This window comes from Pseudomonas sp. 910_21, assembly GCF_052850735.1.
In genome coordinates this window covers 146944-166158 of record NZ_VXCY01000010.1, presented here as the reverse complement: position 1 = coordinate 166158, position 19215 = coordinate 146944, and the positions used below count along the sequence as shown (strand labels likewise).

At 60.9% G+C, this 19215-nt stretch carries 18 protein-coding genes; 6 read left to right on the top strand and 12 right to left on the bottom strand.

Annotated features, from left to right (window positions below; genetic code table 11):
* Positions 1 to 94: 94 nt before the first annotated feature.
* Positions 95 to 1618, top strand: a complete 1524-nt coding sequence (gene lnt / locus FW796_RS27580) for an apolipoprotein N-acyltransferase (RefSeq protein ID WP_446440442.1) — start codon at positions 95 to 97, stop codon at positions 1616 to 1618.
* A 45-nt stretch (positions 1619 to 1663) separates the two neighbouring features.
* Here the strand turns inward: lnt and FW796_RS27575 are convergent, their stop codons facing one another.
* Together FW796_RS27575 and FW796_RS27570 are read right to left on the bottom strand one after the other, a co-directional pair.
* Positions 1664 to 2425, bottom strand: a complete 762-nt coding sequence (locus tag FW796_RS27575; RefSeq protein WP_346635676.1) for a YdcF family protein — start codon at positions 2423 to 2425, stop codon at positions 1664 to 1666.
* Between the two features lie 125 nt (positions 2426 to 2550).
* Positions 2551 to 2871: a hypothetical protein gene (locus tag FW796_RS27570; RefSeq protein WP_346635675.1), complete on the bottom strand. Its 321-nt coding sequence runs from the start codon at positions 2869 to 2871 to the stop codon at positions 2551 to 2553.
* Between the two features lie 260 nt (positions 2872 to 3131).
* Here FW796_RS27570 and leuS point away from each other — a divergent pair, with 260 nt between their 5' ends.
* From leuS to FW796_RS27545, 5 genes are all read left to right on the top strand, one after another.
* Complete coding sequence (gene leuS, locus FW796_RS27565; RefSeq protein WP_446440398.1) at positions 3132 to 5738, top strand: leucine--tRNA ligase; 2607 nt, start codon at positions 3132 to 3134, stop codon at positions 5736 to 5738.
* 89 nt (positions 5739 to 5827) lie between these two features.
* On the top strand, positions 5828 to 6433 hold the full coding sequence (locus FW796_RS27560; protein ID WP_346635673.1) for an LPS-assembly lipoprotein LptE: 606 nt from the start codon (positions 5828 to 5830) through the stop codon (positions 6431 to 6433).
* 39 nt (positions 6434 to 6472) lie between these two features.
* A complete protein-coding gene (gene holA / locus FW796_RS27555) occupies positions 6473 to 7510 on the top strand; it encodes a DNA polymerase III subunit delta (RefSeq protein WP_115581007.1) in 1038 nt (345 codons plus the stop codon).
* A 98-nt stretch (positions 7511 to 7608) separates the two neighbouring features.
* On the top strand, positions 7609 to 7770 hold the full coding sequence (gene arfA, locus FW796_RS27550) for an alternative ribosome rescue factor ArfA (RefSeq protein WP_007927093.1): 162 nt from the start codon (positions 7609 to 7611) through the stop codon (positions 7768 to 7770).
* 63 nt (positions 7771 to 7833) lie between these two features.
* On the top strand, positions 7834 to 9156 hold the full coding sequence (locus tag FW796_RS27545) for a lytic murein transglycosylase (RefSeq protein ID WP_446440397.1): 1323 nt from the start codon (positions 7834 to 7836) through the stop codon (positions 9154 to 9156).
* Between the two features lie 43 nt (positions 9157 to 9199).
* On the opposite strand, the gene FW796_RS27540 is transcribed toward FW796_RS27545, so the two are convergent.
* The 10 genes from FW796_RS27540 to rlmH form a co-directional block, all read right to left on the bottom strand.
* Positions 9200 to 10147 (bottom strand): S66 peptidase family protein, encoded by a 948-nt coding sequence (locus FW796_RS27540; RefSeq protein ID WP_346635671.1) that lies wholly within the window; start codon positions 10145 to 10147, stop codon positions 9200 to 9202.
* A gap of 162 nt (positions 10148 to 10309) precedes the next feature.
* The gene (gene lipA, locus FW796_RS27535; RefSeq protein ID WP_102865352.1) at positions 10310 to 11332 is read right to left on the bottom strand and encodes a lipoyl synthase; all 1023 of its coding nucleotides are present in this window, start codon (positions 11330 to 11332) and stop codon (positions 10310 to 10312) included.
* 1 nt (position 11333) lies between these two features.
* Complete coding sequence (lipB, locus tag FW796_RS27530; protein WP_123724387.1) at positions 11334 to 11981, bottom strand: lipoyl(octanoyl) transferase LipB; 648 nt, start codon at positions 11979 to 11981, stop codon at positions 11334 to 11336.
* A complete protein-coding gene (locus FW796_RS27525) occupies positions 11981 to 12256 on the bottom strand; it encodes a DUF493 domain-containing protein (RefSeq protein WP_025129297.1) in 276 nt (91 codons plus the stop codon). The genes lipB and FW796_RS27525 overlap by 1 nt, the downstream gene beginning before the upstream one ends.
* 81 nt (positions 12257 to 12337) lie before the next feature.
* Entirely contained in the window at positions 12338 to 13495 is a 1158-nt protein-coding gene (locus FW796_RS27520; RefSeq protein ID WP_025129298.1) for a D-alanyl-D-alanine carboxypeptidase family protein, read from the bottom strand.
* 177 nt (positions 13496 to 13672) lie between these two features.
* Positions 13673 to 14674: a septal ring lytic transglycosylase RlpA family protein gene (locus FW796_RS27515; protein ID WP_346635670.1), complete on the bottom strand. Its 1002-nt coding sequence runs from the start codon at positions 14672 to 14674 to the stop codon at positions 13673 to 13675.
* Positions 14674 to 15696 carry a lytic murein transglycosylase B gene (mltB, locus tag FW796_RS27510; RefSeq protein ID WP_185073441.1) on the bottom strand — a complete coding sequence of 341 codons (1023 nt, stop codon included), beginning with the start codon at positions 15694 to 15696 and terminating at the stop codon, positions 14674 to 14676. The genes FW796_RS27515 and mltB overlap by 1 nt, the downstream gene beginning before the upstream one ends.
* A gap of 5 nt (positions 15697 to 15701) precedes the next feature.
* Positions 15702 to 16805 carry a rod shape-determining protein RodA gene (gene rodA / locus FW796_RS27505; RefSeq protein ID WP_015637169.1) on the bottom strand — a complete coding sequence of 368 codons (1104 nt, stop codon included), beginning with the start codon at positions 16803 to 16805 and terminating at the stop codon, positions 15702 to 15704.
* Positions 16806 to 16836: 31 nt separating this feature from the next.
* Positions 16837 to 18732, bottom strand: coding sequence for a penicillin-binding protein 2 (mrdA, locus tag FW796_RS27500; protein ID WP_346635669.1), 1896 nt, complete (start codon positions 18730 to 18732; stop codon positions 16837 to 16839).
* Between the two features lie 12 nt (positions 18733 to 18744).
* The gene (gene rlmH / locus FW796_RS27495; protein WP_011063671.1) at positions 18745 to 19212 is read right to left on the bottom strand and encodes a 23S rRNA (pseudouridine(1915)-N(3))-methyltransferase RlmH; all 468 of its coding nucleotides are present in this window, start codon (positions 19210 to 19212) and stop codon (positions 18745 to 18747) included.
* Positions 19213 to 19215: the final 3 nt, after the last annotated feature.

Here is a 19215-nt window from a genome sequence, read left to right as displayed (position 1 = left end):
AGCGCCGCAGGGTTCGCCACTCATCTGAATCCACCCACCCCATCTCCTCGCGCCCCGCCCGGTGCGAAACAGGAAAGAGCTGATGAAACGCCTCTTGCAGCGCTCAACCCGACCCGGCTGGCCCGGCAACCTGCTGGCCGTTGCAGCCGGCGCCATCACCACCCTGGCCTTGGCGCCCTACGACATCTGGCCCCTGGCGCTGCTGGCAGTGGGACTGTTCTATGCCGGTCTGCGGGAGCTCACGCCCCGCCAGGCTCTGGGCCGTGGCTGGTGCTTCGGTTTCGGCCTGTTCGGCGCCGGCACCAGCTGGATCTACGTCAGCATCCACACCTACGGCGGTGCGTCCGCGCTGCTTGCCGGCCTGCTGATGCTGGCCTTCATCGCCGCCATTGCCTGGTTTTTCGCCCTGCCCGCCTGGCTTTGGGCCCGCTGGCTACGGCGCAACGAAGCCCCTCTGGCGGACGCTCTGGCATTCGCCGCCCTGTGGCTGGGACAGGAAGCGTTTCGCGGCTGGTTCCTCACCGGCTTCCCCTGGCTCTACTCCGGCTACAGCCAGCTCGACGGTCCCCTGGCAGGACTCGCACCTGTGGGCGGCATCTGGCTGATTTCCTTCTCCCTGGCGTTGACCGCTGCGTTGCTCTACAACCTGCCGCGCCTGATCAAGGCCGGACGCAAGGGGTTTATCGTCGCCGGCCTGTTGCTGCTGGCTGCGCCCTGGGTAGTTGGCCTGGCACTCAAAGGTCACGCCTGGACCAGCCCTTCGGGTGATCCGCTTTCGGTCGCCGCCATCCAGGGCAATATCGAACAAAGCATGAAATGGGACCCGGCCGAGCTCAATGCCCAGTTGGCCCTGTACCGCGACATGAGTTTCAGCAGCAAGCGCGTGGACTTGCTGGTCTGGCCGGAAACCGCCGTCCCGTTGCTCAAGGAGTCAGCCGAGGGCTACCTGACGATGATGGGCAACTTTGCCGCCGATCGTCATTCAGCGCTGATTACCGGAGTTCCGGTGCGCCAGTTGGTGCACCATGAAAAACGCTACTTCAACGGCATCACCGTAACCGGCGAAGGCGACGGCACCTACCTGAAACAGAAACTGGTGCCCTTTGGCGAGTACGTGCCCCTGCAAGAGCTGCTGCGCGGCCTGATCGACTTCTTCAACCTGCCGATGTCGGACTTTGCCCGCGGTCCGGCCGACCAGCCACTGCTGCAAGCCAAGGGGTATCGGATTGCGCCGTTCATTTGCTACGAAGTGGTCTACCCTGAGTTCGCCGCCGGCCTCTCGGCCCGCAGCGACCTACTGCTGACCATCAGCAACGACACCTGGTTCGGCACCTCCATCGGCCCTCTGCAGCATTTGCAGATGGCTCAGATGCGCGCCCTGGAAGCCGGGCGCTGGATGATCCGCGCCACCAATAACGGAGTCACCGGGCTGATCGATCCGTTCGGCAAGATCACCGTGCAGATTCCACAGTTCGAGCGTGGCATTCTCTATGGCGAAGTGGTGCCCATGCACAACCTGACGCCGTACTTGCAGTGGCGCTCATGGCCGCTGGCAGTGCTCTGCGCCCTGCTGTTTGGCTGGGCCTTGCTGGCCAGCCGTATTGCCAAGACCGTCTAGAAACCGTCGCCCGCAAGCCGGCTCCTGTTGGAGTCGGCGCGGTGATCAGCGATAAAAGAGGCGATAGCCTAACTGGCCCACCGCCTCGTTCAGCAACTGGCCGCTCTGCCAGATCGACTTGAACTCCGGCATCCAGCCTCCCAACGGGCGGGCGTTGTCCACCCCCAGAAAACCTACCGGTGCCGGCACTACGACAAATCCTGCGCGCTCAAAACTCCAGACGGAACGGGGCATGTGCCAGGCCTGGGTCACTACCACCACGCGCTTGATACCCAATGGCTGCAAGACTTCGGCGCTGAACTGGGCGTTTTCCCATGTGGTGCGGCTGCGACCTTCCTGCCAACGCACGTGCACACCAAAGTCATTGAGCAGTGATTCGGCCATCAGTGCAGCCTCGGTGGGCGGCGTGCCGTAATGCAGGCCGCCACTGGTCAACAGGGGCAATCCGGAAGCCTTGGCCAGCCGAGCAGCATAACGCTCGCGCTCCAAACCCACGCCGGTGGGCTGGTCAGAACCCCAAGCCGGGTCACCCCGCTCACGGCCGGAACCCAGGACTACGATCGCATCCGCCTGCTCTGCCAGGCTGGCCCATTGACTCTGTGGCAAGGGCGGTAACCGTTCAAGCCCACGAGCTCCCCACTCCACCATTACCGGCAGGCTCATCAACCAGAAGCCACCCAACCCCAGAACAAAGCACCCTCGCGCCAATCGAGGCCTGGAACGACGCAGGCTCCAGGCGAGCAGAAGCAACAGCAAGAGAATGCCGGGCGGCAGCAGTAACTGTTTGATGAAATAGCGAAAAGGCATCGAGCATCTCCAAAAGATGCTCGAAGCCTAATGGGGATACCCATGCGGCAACAACCGCTGCCAGGCACTTTTGCTTTCGAGGTCCTCGGACACGACCTCGCTCAACCCAATAAAGGGCTCGGGACCTACTTGAACTGCTGGGACCGGACGTTTACCGAATCCCTGTGGGGCGCCTGATCCTTCAACCAAATGACCTTGGCCGAACGGGGCATTTCCTGATGTTGCAGACTGCTCGATACATTGACCTGCATTTCATGCTGACTGCGGGCCAGGTAGACCCTGATCAATTCGAACTCAGCAGGGCTCAACCCCCGCAACTCCAACTCGGCCGGCCGTTCATTGCGCAATCGATCCGCAGTTTTTGCCGCATCCAGGGCCAGAGCCAGTCGATTCAGCAGCCTTTCATACACCTGCGGTTCTGTTACTTTTCGCTGCGATTCAAGCATCCGTTCACCTCATCGAAGATAAGAATCACTCCCCTTTTTGAGCTTAGTCGGACAGCTGAAAGCGACGCGCCGCCGCGACCAACGGCCCGCGCGAACAATCAGGGTTTCCCTCCGCAGAGTGCGGTCATGTATGCTACGGCGCTTCCTGTAACTCCACTTCCAGCTCCACCGGGCACTGAAAAACGCCGTATTGGGCGCCATCACCACCCGAGGTTGCGTTGAAGAGGATTAGGCCACCCCTATTCAGTACAAAAGTAGCCATGCACGAACACTATCAGCCCCGTGAAATCGAAGCCGCCGCCCAGTCGTTCTGGGATGAGCAAAAGTCCTTTGAAGTCAGTGAACAGCCAGGCAAGGAAACTTACTACTGCCTATCGATGTTCCCTTACCCCAGCGGCAAGCTACACATGGGGCACGTGCGCAACTACACCATCGGCGACGTGATTTCCCGCTACCAGCGCATGCAAGGCAAGAACGTCCTGCAACCCATGGGTTGGGACGCCTTCGGCATGCCGGCGGAAAACGCTGCGATGAAGAACAACGTCGCACCAGCCAAATGGACCTACGAAAACATCGCCTACATGAAGACCCAGCTGCGCAGCCTGGGCCTGGCGGTGGATTGGTCTCGTGAGGTCACCACCTGCAAGCCGGACTACTACCGCTGGGAACAGTGGCTGTTCACCCGCCTGTTCGAAAAAGGCGTGATCTACCGTAAGAACGGCACCGTGAACTGGGACCCGGTCGACCAGACCGTCCTGGCCAACGAACAGGTAATCGATGGCCGCGGCTGGCGCTCCGGCGCGCTGATCGAGAAGCGCGAAATTCCGATGTACTACTTCAAGATCACTGCTTACGCGGATGAGCTGCTGGAGAGTCTCGACGAGCTGCCGGGCTGGCCCGAGCAGGTCAAGACCATGCAACGCAACTGGATCGGCAAGTCCCGTGGCATGGAAGTGCAGTTCCCCTACGACCAGGCGTCGATCGGTGAAACCGGCACCCTGAAAGTCTTTACCACCCGTCCGGACACCCTGATGGGCGCGACTTACGTCGCCGTCGCGGCCGAACACCCGCTGGCCACCCTGGCCGCCCGGAACAACCCCGAGCTGCAAGCATTCATTGCCGAATGCAAAGGCGGCAGCGTTGCCGAAGCCGACATGGCGACCCAGGAGAAAAAAGGTCTGCCGACCTCGCTGTTCGTCGAGCACCCACTGACTGGCGAGAAGCTCCCGGTCTGGGTCGCCAACTACGTGCTGATGCACTATGGCGATGGCGCAGTAATGGCGGTGCCGGCCCACGATGAGCGCGACTTCGAATTCGCCAGCAAGTACAGCCTGCCGATCAAGGCCGTGGTGCGCACCAGTGCCGGCGATGAGACCCCTGCTCCATGGCAGGATGCTTACGGCGAACACGGTGAACTGATCAATTCCGGCGAATTCAACGGCCTGGACTTCCCTGGCGCGTTCGACGCAATCGAAGTGGCCCTGTTGAAGAAGAACCTCGGCCAATCGCGCACCCAGTTCCGCCTGCGGGACTGGGGCATCAGCCGTCAGCGTTACTGGGGCTGCCCGATCCCGATCATCCACTGCAACAGCTGCGGCGATGTGCCGGTGCCGGAAGACCAATTGCCGGTCGTGTTGCCGGAAGATGTGGTGCCGGACGGCGCCGGTTCGCCCCTGGCACGCATGCCCGAGTTCTACGAGTGCAGTTGCCCGAAATGCGGCGCACCGGCCAAGCGTGAAACCGACACCATGGACACCTTCGTCGAATCGTCGTGGTACTACGCCCGCTACGCCTCGCCGCACTATGAAGGCGGCCTGGTGGAAAAATCAGCTGCCGACCATTGGCTGCCAGTGGACCAGTACATCGGCGGTATCGAACACGCCATCCTGCACCTGCTCTACGCGCGCTTCTTCCACAAACTGATGCGTGACGAAGGCCTGGTGAGCTCCAACGAGCCATTCAAGAACCTGCTGACCCAAGGCATGGTGATCGCCGAGACCTACTACCGTCGCGAAGCCAACGGTGCCTACACCTGGTTCAACCCGGCGGACGTCGAACTCGAACGCGACAGCAAGGCCAAGGTCATCAGCGCCAAGCTGATCGCGGACGGCCTGCCGGTGGAAATCGGCGGCACCGAGAAGATGGCCAAGTCGAAGAACAACGGCGTCGACCCACAGTCGATGATTGACCAGTTCGGCGCAGACACCTGCCGCCTGTTCATGATGTTCGCTTCGCCACCTGACATGAGTGCCGAATGGTCGGACTCCGGCGTTGAAGGCTCGCACCGTTTCCTCAAGCGCGTCTGGCGTCTGGCTCAAGCCCACGTCACCCAGGGCCTGCCGGGCACACTGGATATCGCCAGCCTGAACGACGAGCAGAAAGCCATTCGCCGCTCGATCCACCAAGCCATCAAGCAGGCCAGCCACGACGTGGGCCAGAACCACAAATTCAACACCGCCATCGCCCAGGTGATGACGCTGATGAACGTGTTGGAAAAAGCCCCACAAGGTACCGAGCAGGATCGCGCACTGGTTCAGGAAGGTCTGGAAACCGTGACCTTGCTGCTGGCGCCGATCACTCCGCACATCAGCCACGAACTGTGGAATCGCCTGGGTCACGCCGACCCGGTGATCGACGCCGGCTGGCCGGTATTGGACGAAAGCGCACTGGTTCAGGACAGCCTGCAACTGGTCATCCAGGTCAACGGCAAGCTGCGCGGCCAGATCGACATGCCGGCCAGCGCCAGCCGTGAAGAAGTCGAGGCCGCGGCGCGCAGCAACGAGAACGTGCTGCGCTTCACCGAAGGTCTGACCATCCGCAAGGTCATCGTGGTGCCTGGCAAACTGGTCAACATCGTCGCCAGCTAATTGGATCAGGCGCCCGGTCCGGGACCGGGCGCCGAACAAAACCTTCAGGGCCACAAGGTTGGCCCATATGGTTTCAAGGGGAGCAATACATGATCAAACGTAACCTGCTGGTGATGGGCCTGGCTGTACTGCTGAGCGCCTGTGGCTTCCAGTTGCGCGGCACGGGAACCCAGGAGCTGACCATCAAGGAGCTCGACCTGAGTGCTCGTGACGCCTACGGCACCACCGTGAAAATGCTCCAGCAGCAACTGGAAAACAGTGGCGTACGGGTCCATGCCGGCGCGCCCTACAAGCTGGTGCTGCTGAATGAGGAAAACTCCCAGCGCACGCTCAGCTACACCGGCGGTGGCAGCTCGGCCGAATACGAGATCAGCACAACGCTCAGGTACGAGATCCTGACTCATGACAACCTGCGCCTGCTCAATGACAAGCTGGAAGTGCAGAAAGTCTTCCTGCACGACGGCAACAACATCACTGGCTCGGATCAGGAATCGTCTGAAACCCGCAAGGAAATGCGTCGCGACCTGATTCAGCGGATGCTGATCCGTCTGCAACTGCTGACCCCGGAACAGCTTGCTCAACTGCAGGCTACCGCCGAGGCCAAAGCCAAGGCAGAAGCCGAGGCCCTGGAAGCTGCACGCAAGGCTGAGGCGGAAACTCCGCAACAGTCTCCCTTGGAACTGCCGAACCAGTAAGCCTTGCGGGGCGCTCAGGCGCCCCTCTGGCCCCCGCCTATGAAACTCGCTCCCGCCCAACTCGGCAAACACCTGCAAGGCACTCTAGCGCCGGTCTACGTGATCAGCGGCGACGATCCCTTGCTGTGCCAGGAAGCCGCCGACGCCATTCGCTCTGCCGTACGCCAGCAGGGGTTCGACGAGCGCCAGGTCTTCAGCGCCGATGCCAGCTTCGACTGGGGCACCCTGCTGCAAGCAGGGGCCAGCATGTCGCTGTTCGCAGAAAAGCGCCTGCTGGAGTTGCGCTTGCCTTCGGGCAAGCCTGGGGACAAGGGCGCGGCAGCACTGATCGAATACTGCTCGCGTCCGGCCGAAGACACGGTGCTGTTGATCAGCCTGCCCAAGCTCGATGGCAGCGCGCAGAAGACCAAGTGGGGCAAGGCCCTGGTCGAAGGTGCCCAGACTCAGTTCGTGCAGATCTGGCCAGTGGACGCCAACCAGCTTCCACAGTGGATTCGCCAGCGCCTGTCCCAGGCCGGCCTGTCCGCCAGCCAGGACGCCGTGGAACTGATCGCCGCCCGGGTAGAAGGCAACCTGCTGGCGGCCGCCCAGGAAATCGAAAAGCTCAAGCTGATGGCCGAAGGCGGGCAGATCACCGTCGAAACGGTACAGGCCGCCGTGGCCGATAGTGCTCGCTTCGACGTGTTTGGGCTGGTGGATGCGATTCTCAACGGCGAGGCCGCTCATGCTTTACGCATGCTTGAAGGACTGCGAGGCGAAGGCGTCGAACCACCGGTCATTCTCTGGGCCCTGTCCCGGGAACTGCGACTGCTGGCCAACCTGGCACTGCAATTCAGTCAGGGCGTACCGCTGGACAAGGTCTTCAGTCAGGCTCGCCCTCCTGTCTGGGACAAGCGCAAACCCTTGATGAGCAAAGCCTTGCAGCGCTATTCGGCGCAACGTTGGGGCCAATTGCTCCTGGATGCCCAGCGTATCGATGCACAGATCAAGGGCCAAGCCAGCGGCTCGCCCTGGAGCAGCCTGAGCCGTCTGTCGCTGCTGATGGCCGGCCAACGCCTGGCATTGCCTGCCGAATAATCGCGCCACTAATCTTTTGCTTGCACTAGACAGCAGAGCCACTCTGGCCGATGATTCGCGCCGCAACACTTTTCCTCCTGAAAAAGCGAGCATTCACCATGAGCAAGCCATCCAAGCATGGCCCCAACAAGGCCAAGTCCATCATCGCCCAGCCACTGTTCCGCAGCCGTCAGGAACGCCCGGCCAAGGGCAAAGGCAGCTACCGCCGCGAAGCCTTCCAGTCTAAAAGCTGGGAGGCTTCTTACTTTCTGGCCGCCTGAAGCCCTGAACCCCGTTGGCATGATAAGGTCTGCACCTGATTGTTATTCTCTCTGGACCTGTGCATGCCCTTTTGTCTTTTTCGTCGTTGGCACATGCGCCAACTGATCGCTGCCTCCAGCCTTGTTCTGCTAGTCGCCTGCGCGGAGAAACCCACTGCCGCCGACGCCCAGCCGCTACCCAACCTCCAGGCAGCCCCCCTTGCCGCACCTGCTACTGTCGCGCCACTCGCCATCGACAATCTGGACATCCAGCCCACTCAGACCTTCGATGAATGGTTGAACGCCTTCCGCGCCGAAGCCTTGGGCGCCGGAGTCCGCGCGGATGTATTCGACCGCGCCTTCGCTGGGGTCACCCCGGACATGAGCGTGATCAAGGCCGACCGCAGCCAGCCGGAGTTCACCCGCCCCGTCTGGGAATACCTGGATGGCGCACTGTCGCCGGTACGGGTACGCAAGGGCCAGGCACTGCTGGTCCAATACAGCGACATCCTGCAACGAATCGAACAGCGCTATGGCGTTGATCGCCAGGCCTTGGTGGCCGTCTGGGGCATGGAGAGTAATTTCGGCGACTTCCAGGGCAACAAGTCGGTGATCCGCTCCCTGGCCACTCTGGCGTATGAAGGACGACGCCCGGCCTTTGCCAACAGTCAGCTGATTGCTGCCTTGCAGATCATTCAACACGGCGACATCCAGCCAGAGAAGATGCTGGGCTCCTGGGCCGGCGCCATGGGCCAGACCCAGTTCATTCCGACCACCTACAACACTCACGCCGTGGACTTCGACGGCGATGGTCGTCGCGACATCTGGAACAGCCCGGCTGACGCCCTGGCTTCCACCGCTCACTATCTGCAGAGCTCAGGATGGCAAAAAGGCCAGCCCTGGGGTGTTGAAGTCCAGCTCAACAGCGGCTTCGACTATGCCCTGGCCGATGCTTCCACTCGCAAGACCGTGACCGAGTGGATGCGCCTGGGGATGACAACCGCCAATGGCAAGGCGCTGCCTTACGGCTCTGAGCAATTGTCCGCATCCTTACTGCTGCCTGCGGGTTATCGGGGGCCGGCGTTCCTGATCCTGGATAACTTCCGAGCGGTGCTCAAGTACAACAACTCATCGTCCTACGCCCTGGCAGTCAACCTGCTGTCCGAACGCTTCGGCGGCGCCGGTCTGATCAGTGGCAACTGGCCCAAGGACGACCTGCCTCTGAGCCGCTCCGAGCGCATCGAACTGCAGACCCTGCTCAGCACCAACAACTACGACGCCGGCAACCCCGACGGCATCATCGGAGCCAACACCCGCAAAGCCATTCGTAGCGCCCAGCAAGCACTGGGCTGGCCCGCAGACGGCTACCCGACTCACAAGTTGCTGGACAGCCTGCGCAACCGCTAAGCCCAGAACTGGCGAAGTGGGTCTTCCTTCGCCAGGACCAGCCCTACTTGAACACCACGTCCTGCGCCAGGGTCAGCTCCCTGGCCCCTGCATCCAACCTGACCAGAGCGCCCATGGGCAAAGTCAGGTTGGGGTCACAATGGCCACTGCGCCATCCCGCCAGCACCGGAATCCGCAGCGGCTCGAAAGTCTGCTTGAGCAGGCGGCACAAGGCGCTGAAGTCCACACCGGCCACATCCCCGACCAAGACGCCACGCAGGCTGTCCAACTTGCCGGCCAGCCGCAGGTGATTGAGCAGGCGATCTATGCGATACAGCGGTTCGTTGACGTCCTCAATGAACAGGATGATGCCGTCGGTATTGATCTCATACGGGGTGCCGAGGGTACTGGCGATCATCGACAGGTTCCCGCCCAGCAAAGAGCCTAAGGCGATACCCGGCTCGATGGTGGTCAAAGGGAACGCCACCGGATGGGGCAGCAGACTGCCCGCCTTCACCTGGCCCCGGAGCAGATTGAAAAAGCACGCCTCGGTTGGCGGTTGCTTGTCACCTAGCAGGTCGGCATTGAGCATCGGCCCGTGAAAGCTCACAAATCCTGCATAGCGGTTGATCGCCAGGTGCAGGGCAGTGATATCGCTGTAGCCGACAAAGGGTTTTGGATTGCGCCGCAGCAACTCAAAGTCGATTTTGTCCAGCAAACGCGGGCTGCCGTAACCCCCGCGCAGGCACAGAATGGCATCGATGTCGCTATCGGCAAACGCGCTGTGCAAGTCATCGAGACGCACCTCGTCGCTGCCGGCCAGGTATCCCTCTTGCTGCCCTACACCGGGAAAAATCCGCAGCGTATAACCCCGGGAACGCATCCATTGAAAGGCTTTTTCGGTATCCAGCGCTGCGGGACCGGCAGGGGCGATAAGGCCGATGACGCCTTCCGCAGCCAGTGCCGGCACCGGCAGGTGAGCATGAAGGGCAGCAGTCGGTTGGATGGGCATGCAGATTCTCCCTGTGTGAGTTCACTCAAGCACAGTAGCCATGAATCTCGTTAAACAGAAGAGGAGGAGGCGACCGGGTGGACGAAAAAACAACTGAGACGGAAGAGGTGCTCGAAAGAGCCGGGAAACTGCCCGCAAGACCCAAGCCTTGCGGGCAGCAAATCAGGAAACCAGGCCTTCTCGGGCCAGTTTCGCTTGTTCGTCGGCGTGATACGAGGAACGTACCAGCGGGCCCGAAGCGACATTCTTGAAGCCCATCTTGTAGCCTTCCTCGGCGAACCAGGCGAAGGTATCCGGGTGCACGAAGCGCTGAACCGGCAAGTGGTTGCGGGACGGCTGCAGGTACTGGCCAAGGGTCAGCATATCGATGTCGTGCTCACGCATGCGCTTCATGACTTCGATGACTTCGTCGTCGGTTTCGCCCAGGCCCAGCATCAAGCCAGACTTGGTCGGTACATGGGGCACCAGTTGCTTGAACTTCTGCAGCAAAGTCAGCGACCACTGGTAGTCCGAGCCCGGACGCGCAGCCTTGTACAGGCGCGGCACGGTTTCCAGGTTGTGGTTGAACACATCCGGAGGCGTGGCAGCGGTGATTTCCAGGGCTACATCCATGCGACCGCGGTAGTCGGGCACCAGGGTTTCCAACTGTACGTTCGGCGACAGCTTGCGGATCTCGCGAATGCAGTCGGCAAAGTGCTGAGCACCGCCGTCACGCAGGTCGTCGCGGTCCACCGAAGTGATCACCACATACTTCAGGCGCAGGTCGGCGATGGCCACTGCCAGATTCATCGGCTCGTCAACATCCAGAGGTTTCGGACGGCCGTGGCCAACGTCACAGAACGGGCAGCGACGGGTGCAGATGTCGCCCATGATCATGAAGGTCGCGGTACCGCCGGAGAAACATTCGCCCAGGTTCGGGCAGGATGCTTCTTCGCAGACGCTGTGCAGTTTGTGCTTGCGCAGCAGTTGCTTGATCCGGTCGACTTCCGGGGATACCGGAATCCGCACCCGGATCCAGTCCGGTTTCTTCGGCAGTTCGGTGGTCGGAATGATCTTCACCGGAATGCGCGCAACCTTTTCCGCACCGCGCAATTTGACGCCGGCTTCAACTTTCGGACGTGGCGCCCGCTCGGAGACATCCACCGTCGGGATCAGGGTTTGAACAGCGTCTTGCGCAGTAGTCATATCAGTCGATTCCGCCCGTTAGGGTCGTCTGCTCAGCATAGTCGAGGTGTTTGACGAGCTGCGCACGCAGCCGGGCACTTACCTCGGCAAATTCAATCGGCCCTGCATGGTCGCTTAGCTGGGTCATCGCCAACCCGGCATAACCACAGGGGTTAATCCGTCGAAACGGCTGCAAATCCATATCCACGTTCAAGGCCAGACCGTGAAAGGAGCATCCGTGACGGATACGCAGGCCCAGGGAAGCGATTTTCGCCCCATTGACGTAGACACCCGGTGCATCGGGCTTGGCCGCTGCCGCTACGCCATAACTGGCCAGCAGCTCCACCAGGCACTGTTCCATGCGACTGACCAGATCTCGTACACCGAATCCCAGCCTGCGCACGTCCAGCAACAGATAGGCGACCAATTGGCCCGGCCCGTGATAGGTCACCTGACCGCCACGATCCACCTGCACCACCGGGATATCCCCCGGAAGCAAAAGGTGCTCGGCCTTGCCCGCCTGGCCCTGAGTGAATACCTGTGGATGCTGCACCAGCCAGACCTCGTCCGGTGCACTGGTGCCGCGTTCATTGGTAAAACGCTGCATGGCATGCCAGACCGGCTCGTAAGCCATCAGGCCAAGCTCACGAAAGCCCAGCGTTTGCGGCATCACAGCACCATGTGGACGACACCGGTAGCACGCAGGGCACTATTGATATCACGCAGTTGGTCTTCACCGGTGGCGGTGATGTGCAGTTGTACCGTGGTGTACTTGCCGTTGCTACTCTGACGCTCGGCCAGGGACTTGATGTCCAGGGTGGCGTACTTGGCAAGGATCTCGATCACGGTGTCCTTGAAGCCGACAACCGTGTCACCGATCACCTTGATCGGATAGTCATCGACGGGGAATTCAATCTTGTGCGACTTAACGTCAGTGTCTGTCATGGCAGTAACGGCCTCGTAAGCCGTGGCGACGGACATGACCCCCACTCTACTTAAGAGCGAGGGCCACGCGGGTCGACAATATCAGTTGAACAAGCCGTAGAAGAATAGACGGATGCTATCCCACATGCGGCGGAAGATACCACCTTCGTCGACCGCTTCCAGGGCGATCAGGTCAGCGCTGTGCACCACCTTGTCGTCCAGTTTCACTTCGACTTTACCAATCACGTCGCCCTTGGCGATCGGCGCAACCAGTTGCGGGTTCATGGTCATGCTGGCGGCGAGCTTTTTCAACTGGCCTTTAGGCATGGTCATGGTCAGATCTTCAGCCAGACCGGCCTTGACCTGATGAGTGGTGCCCTTCCACACCGGCGCCTGAGCCAGCTCGGTGCCTTTCTGGTAGAAGGTCTGGGTTTCGAAGAAACGGAAACCGTAGGTCAGCAGCTTCTGGGTTTCGGCGGCACGAGCCTGTTCGCTGTTGGTGCCGAACACCACGGCGATCAGACGCATGCCATCACGTACTGCCGAAGACACCATGCAATAGCCGGCTTCATCGGTGTGACCGGTTTTCAGACCATCGACAGTCTTGTCGCGCCACAGCAGCAGGTTACGGTTAGGTTGCTTGATGCCGTTCCAGAAGAACTCCTTCTGCGAGTAGATCGCATAGTGGGCAGGGTCTTCGTGGATGATCGCGCGAGCCAGCACGGCCATGTCGTGGGCCGACGAGTAGTGCTCAGGGTTCGGCAGACCGGTCGGGTTCATGAAGTGGCTGTTGCTCATGCCCAGATCGGTAGCCGTCTTGTTCATCATGTCGGCAAACGCGTCTTCGCTGCCGGCAATGTGCTCGGAAACCGCAACGCTGGCGTCGTTACCGGACTGAATGATGATGCCGTGCAGCAAGTCGCTGACGGTGACTTGCGAACCCACCTTGATGAACATCCGCGACCCGCCGGTACGCCAGGCGTTCTCGCTGACGGTCACCGGATCGTTCTCGCCGATCTGGCCGCGACGGATTTCCAGGGTCGCGATGTAGGCTGTCATCAGCTTGGTCAGACTGGCCGGCGGCAGGCGCTGGTCACCATTGTTCTCCACCAGCACGTTACCGCTGCTGGCGTCCATGAGCACATAGGATTTGGCGGCCAGTTGCGGTGGCGACGGCATCGCTTCGACCGCCCAGGCGGCGGGCGTGATGATCAGCGGGACAAGCAGGCACAGGCGTTTGGCAAAGGTGGTGATGTTCATCCGTCTCTCGAAGTTGCTAATGGAAACTTGCCCGAGGGCAAAACTAATTCAGACAGCCTTCTAAAGGGCTGTCGCGTATTCAGTTGTTCACTCACTGACCCTTGCCGGGCTTTTGTTGTTCGACGAGCCAACAACCAGGGTCCGCCCCCCAAAACCGCAAGCGGACCTTCAATCTTCTTACTCGGCAGTGACCACGCTGGGCTGGCCAAGGTTAGCCAGCCGCACACTGTTCTGCGCTTGCTGAGCCTCACCCGGCGTGCCGAATGGCCCCAGTCGCACTCGATGCAGCGTCTGCTGATTACGTACGATCGAGCTGATGAACACCGGGGCGCTCACCATTCCGCTCAATTTCGACCGCAGCAACTCGGCAGCGTCCGGGTTGGCGAAAGCGCCCACCTGCAGATACTGGCCAGAGGCCGCTGCAGCAGTGTTTTTCACTTGTACGGGAACCACTGCGGCAGCGTGTTGCTGGGGCGGCGGCGTCCATTGTTCGACAGTACCGGCCGAAGCCGTGATCACCGGCGCGCTATTCTGCGCCACTTGCGGCTCATTGAGCATCAACGGCGCCGGACGGCCACGCTGGGCCCACCATTGCTGCGGATCGATGCCTTCGACCTTGACCCGAGCGGTGCCTGTCTCGGCGTAGCCGAGCTTCTTTGCCGCAGCGTAGGACAGGTCGATGATGCGGTCAGAGTAGAACGGACCGCGATCGTTGACCCGCAGGATCACGCTACGATTGTTGTCCAGGTTGGTGACCTTCACGTAACTGGGCAACGGCAGGGTCTTGTGTGCAGCGCTCATGCCGTAAAGGTCATAGACCTCGCCATTGGCGGTATTCTGACCATGGAACTTGGTGCCGTACCAAGACGCCGTGCCAGAGGCCACGTAGTTCTTGGATTCCTGGATGGGGAAATAGGTCTTGCCCAGCACCGTATAGGGATTGGCCTTGTACGGGCCGGTGTGCAGGGTCGGGGTCGCATCGGGAATGCGCGAGACGTCGACGTCCCACCAGGGTGCGCCATCCTTGTGGGCGCGATTGACGTCCAGGCCAGGCATGGAACGCACGCCACTCGAGGACTTCTGTTGCGGCGAGCGACTCGTCGAGCAACTGACCAACAACAAGGACAACGCGGCAAAAGCCACCAGCTTCAGGGGTTTGCGGATTGGCATTGCCAGCATTACTTGACGCCCCGTGCTTGGACCAGCTGTTCAGACAACTGATGTACGGCCATGGCATACATCACGCTGCGGTTATAGCGAGTGATCGCATAAAAGTTCTTCAGGCCCATCCAGTATTCCGGGCCACTGTCACCTTCCAGACGGAAAGCGGTGACCGGCATATCATCGCGCAGCGCATCATGACTCGACCAACCCAGGGCCCGCAACTCCCCGACCGTCTTGGTCGGCTCGATCCCTGTGGTCAATCCTTCGTCCACGCGATCGCCACGCACATCGGCACGACTCACCACCGGTTCACCGGCCACCCAGCCATGACGCTTGAAGTAACTGGCGACACTGCCAATGGCATCGTCCGGATTGGTCCAGATATTGATGTGGCCATCACCGTCGAAATCCACCGCATAGGCGCGGAAACTGCTCGGCATGAACTGCGGCAGGCCCATGGCTCCTGCGTAGGAGCCCTTGAGGCTCAGCGGATCGAGCTGCTCTTCACGGGCCAGCAGCAGGAACTCGCGCAGCTCCTTGCGGAAGAATTCGGCACGGGGCGGATAATCGAAACCCAGGGTAGATAAAGCATCGATCACCCGGTAATTACCGGTATTACGCCCAAAAAAGGTCTCAACGCCGATAATCGACACGATGACCTGGGCCGGCACGCCATATTCCTGCTCGGCGCGAGCCAGAACCGCTTCATGCTGGCGCCAGAAATCCACACCGCGAGCAATGCGCGCGTCGGTAATGAACATCGGCCGGTATTCTTTCCACTGCTTGACCCGCTCGGCAGGCCGGGAGATGGCATCAAGAATCGATTGCTTGCGCTCGGCCTCGCGGAACACGCCCATCAGCTGTTCCCCGGCGAAACCATAGTCCCGAGTCATTTCGCCAACGAATTCGGCCACTTGCGGCGAACCTTCGTAATCACCGGCGAACGCGGGTTGCGCTGCACCAAGGATGCTTACCAGACCGACCCACGGCGCATGCCGAGCAGCCCAGCCACGCATTACTTGCATTGAATTCTTCACCTTAATCAAACCTGCGCGATCCACTTGCGATGGGTATGGATCGACATCAAAACCCCAAACGCTGACAGTAGCGTCACCAGCGAAGTTCCTCCGTAGCTAATGAACGGCAACGGAACCCCCACTACCGGCAACAAGCCACTGACCATACCGATGTTGACGAAAACGTAAACAAAAAACGTCATGGTCAGGCTGCCGGCGAGCAACTTGCCGAACAAGGTCTGCGCCTGGGCAGTGATCACCAACCCGCGCCCGATCAGCAGCAGGTAGATCAGCAACAGCGCGCAGATGCCCACCAGACCGAACTCCTCGCCCATGACCGCAATAATGAAGTCAGTGTGGCTCTCCGGCAAAAAGTCCAGGTGCGACTGCGTACCCAGCAGCCAGCCCTTGCCGAAAACCCCGCCGGAACCGATGGCCGCCTTGGACTGGATAATGTTCCAGCCCGTGCCCAGAGGATCGCTCTCGGGGTCGAGAAAAGTCAGGATTCGCTGTTTCTGGTAGTCATGCATGATGAAGAACCACATGGCGATCGCCACCGGTACTGCGGCTGCCAGCACACTCAGAATCCAGCGCCAGCGCAACCCGCCCATGAACAGCACGAAGGTGCCACCGGCCAGGATCAGCAGAGCGGTGCCCAGGTCCGGCTGGCGTACGATCAGGATGAATGGAATACCGATCAATACCAGGCTGATCCCCACATGCTTGAGATGGGGCGGCAAGGTGCGCTTGGACAGGTACCAGGCGATGGTCGCCGGCATGATGATCTTCATGAACTCCGACGGCTGGAAGCGAATCACCCCAGGAATGTTGATCCAGCGGGTCGCGCCCATGGCGTTGTGACCCATGACGTCCACCACCACCAGCAACACCACACCGAACACGTAGCCCAGGGGCACCCAGCGCGCCATGAAACGCGGTTCGAATTGAGCGATGACAATCATCGACACCAAGCCGATGCCGAAGGACGTGGCCTGCTTGGCCAGCAGGTCCCAACTCTTGCCACTGGCCGAATACAGCACGAACAGGCTGCCGGCGGCCAGGGTCAGCAATAGCACCAATAGCGGGCCGTCGATATGCAGGCGCTGCAACAGCGTCGCGCGACGGCGCATCACATCCTCACTGGAGAGGATGCGGTCAAAATTACTCTTCACGGGCCGTAGCCTCCGCGCTGATAGGGCTGGCGAACTCAGGCTTGAGCTGGCCGTCCTGGCCGAGAAGCCAGGCATCCATCACCTGACGCACCACGGGAGCCGCGACACCGGAGCCCGACTCACCGTTCTCGACCATGACCGAGACCACGATCTTCGGATTTTCCGCCGGGGCGAAGCCGACAAACAGGGCGTGGTCGCGATGCCGCTCTTGAACCTTGGAGCGGTCGTATTTCTCGCCCTGCTTGATCGCCACCACCTGGGCGGTACCGCTCTTGCCGGCGATCCGGTACTGCGAACCGACCGCGGCCTTGCGCGCAGTGCCTCGGGCGCCGTGCATCACCTGCTGCATGCCGTGATTGACCTTCATCCAGTCCGACGGGTCGCGCAGGACGATGTCCGGCATCGGGTTGTGATCCACCGGTTTCTCGCCTTCGATGCTCTTGGCCAAGTGCGGCCGGTTCCACTTACCTTTACTGGCAACCAGGGCGGTAGCCTGGGCCAGCTGCAACGGCGTCGACTGCATGTAACCCTGGCCGATCCCGAGAATCAGGGTTTCTCCAGGGAACCAGGCCTGACGCCGGGTGGCGCGCTTCCACTCGCGGGTCGGCATCAACCCGGGGGACTCCTCGAACATGTCCAGTGAGACCTTCTGGCCGATGCCGAACTTGGTCATGTAGGCCGAGAGCCGATCGATCCCCAGCTTGTGGGCCAGGTCATAGAAATAGGTGTCGTTGGACCGCATGATCGCGGTGTCCAGGTCGACATAACCGTCACCGGTACGGTTCCAGTTGCGGTACTTGTGATCGTAGTTGGGCAGTTGGTAGTAGCCCGGGTCGTAGACGCGAGACGAGGCCGTCACCACCCCGGCGTCCAACCCGGCAATCGCCACCGCCGGCTTGATGGTCGAACCCGGCGGATACAGGCCGCGCAGCACCCGGTTGAACAGCGGCCGATCAATGGAATCACGCAATTCGGCGTAAGCCTTGAAGCTGATACCGGTGACGAACAGGTTCGGATCGAAACTCGGCTGGCTGACCATCGCCAGGACTTCACCGGTGCTCGGGTCCAGCGCCACCACCGCACCGCGGCGGCCGCCCAGAGCCAGCTCCGCGGCCTCCTGCAACTTGATATCCAGGCTCAGGACAATGTCCTTGCCGGGAATCGGGTCGGTGCGCTTGAGCACCCGCAGCACTCGACCACGTGCGTTGGTTTCAACTTCTTCGTAACCCACCTGCCCATGCAGTTCCGGCTCATAGAAGCGTTCGATGCCAGTCTTGCCGATATGGTGGGTACCGCTGTAGTTCACCGGATCAAGGGACTTCAGCTCTTTCTCGTTGATCCGTCCCATATAGCCCACGGAGTGCGCAAAATGCGCTCCCTGAGGGTAATGCCGGACCAGTTGAGCAACCACCTCCACCCCGGGCAAACGGAACTGGTTCACCGCAATGCGGGCAATCTGCTCTTCCGTCAACTCGAAGAGGATCGGCACCGGCTCGAAGGGACGCCGCCCCTGCTTCATGCGCTTTTCGAACAGCACCCGGTCTTCAGGGGTCAGTTCCAGCACCTCGACAATCACATCGAGGACCTGCTGCCAGTCACCGGAACGTTCGCGGGTCATGCTCAGGCTGAAGCTGGGCCGGTTATCAGCCACTACCACGCCATTACGGTCGAAAATAAGTCCGCGAGTCGGGGGAATCGGCTGCACATGCACCCGATTGTTCTCCGACAGCGTGGAGTGATAGTCGTACTGGATCACCTGCAGGTAATACAGCCGGGCAATCAGCACGCCAATCAGGCAGACCACCATGATGGCGCCGAACACGACCCGGCCACGCACCAGACGGGCGTCTTTTTCGTGGTCCTTGATACGGATCGGCTGGGACATTAGGGGCGCGGGCTACTTGTGGTAAGGGTGCCCGGACAACACGGTCCAGGCGCGATACAGCTGTTCACCGATGAGAATCCGCACCAGCGGGTGCGGCAAGGTCAGCGGCGACAGCGACCAGCGCTGATCCGCTCGCGCGCAGACTTCCGGCGCCAGCCCTTCCGGGCCGCCGACCATGAAATTCACGGTGCGCGAATCGAGGCGCCAGCGATCCAGTTCCACCGCCAACTGCTCGGTGCTCCAGGGTTTGCCGTGCACCTCAAGAGTGACGATGCGCTCGTTATGCCCGACCTTGGCCAGCATGGCTTCGCCTTCCTGACGGATGAAGCGAGCCACGTCGGCGTTCTTGCCTCGGGTATTGAGCGGAATTTCCACCAGTTCCAGCGCCAGCTCGGATGGCAGACGCTTGGCATATTCGTGCCAACCCTCTTCCACCCACTTGGGCATGCGTGAACCGACAGCGATCAGACGCAGGCGCACAGC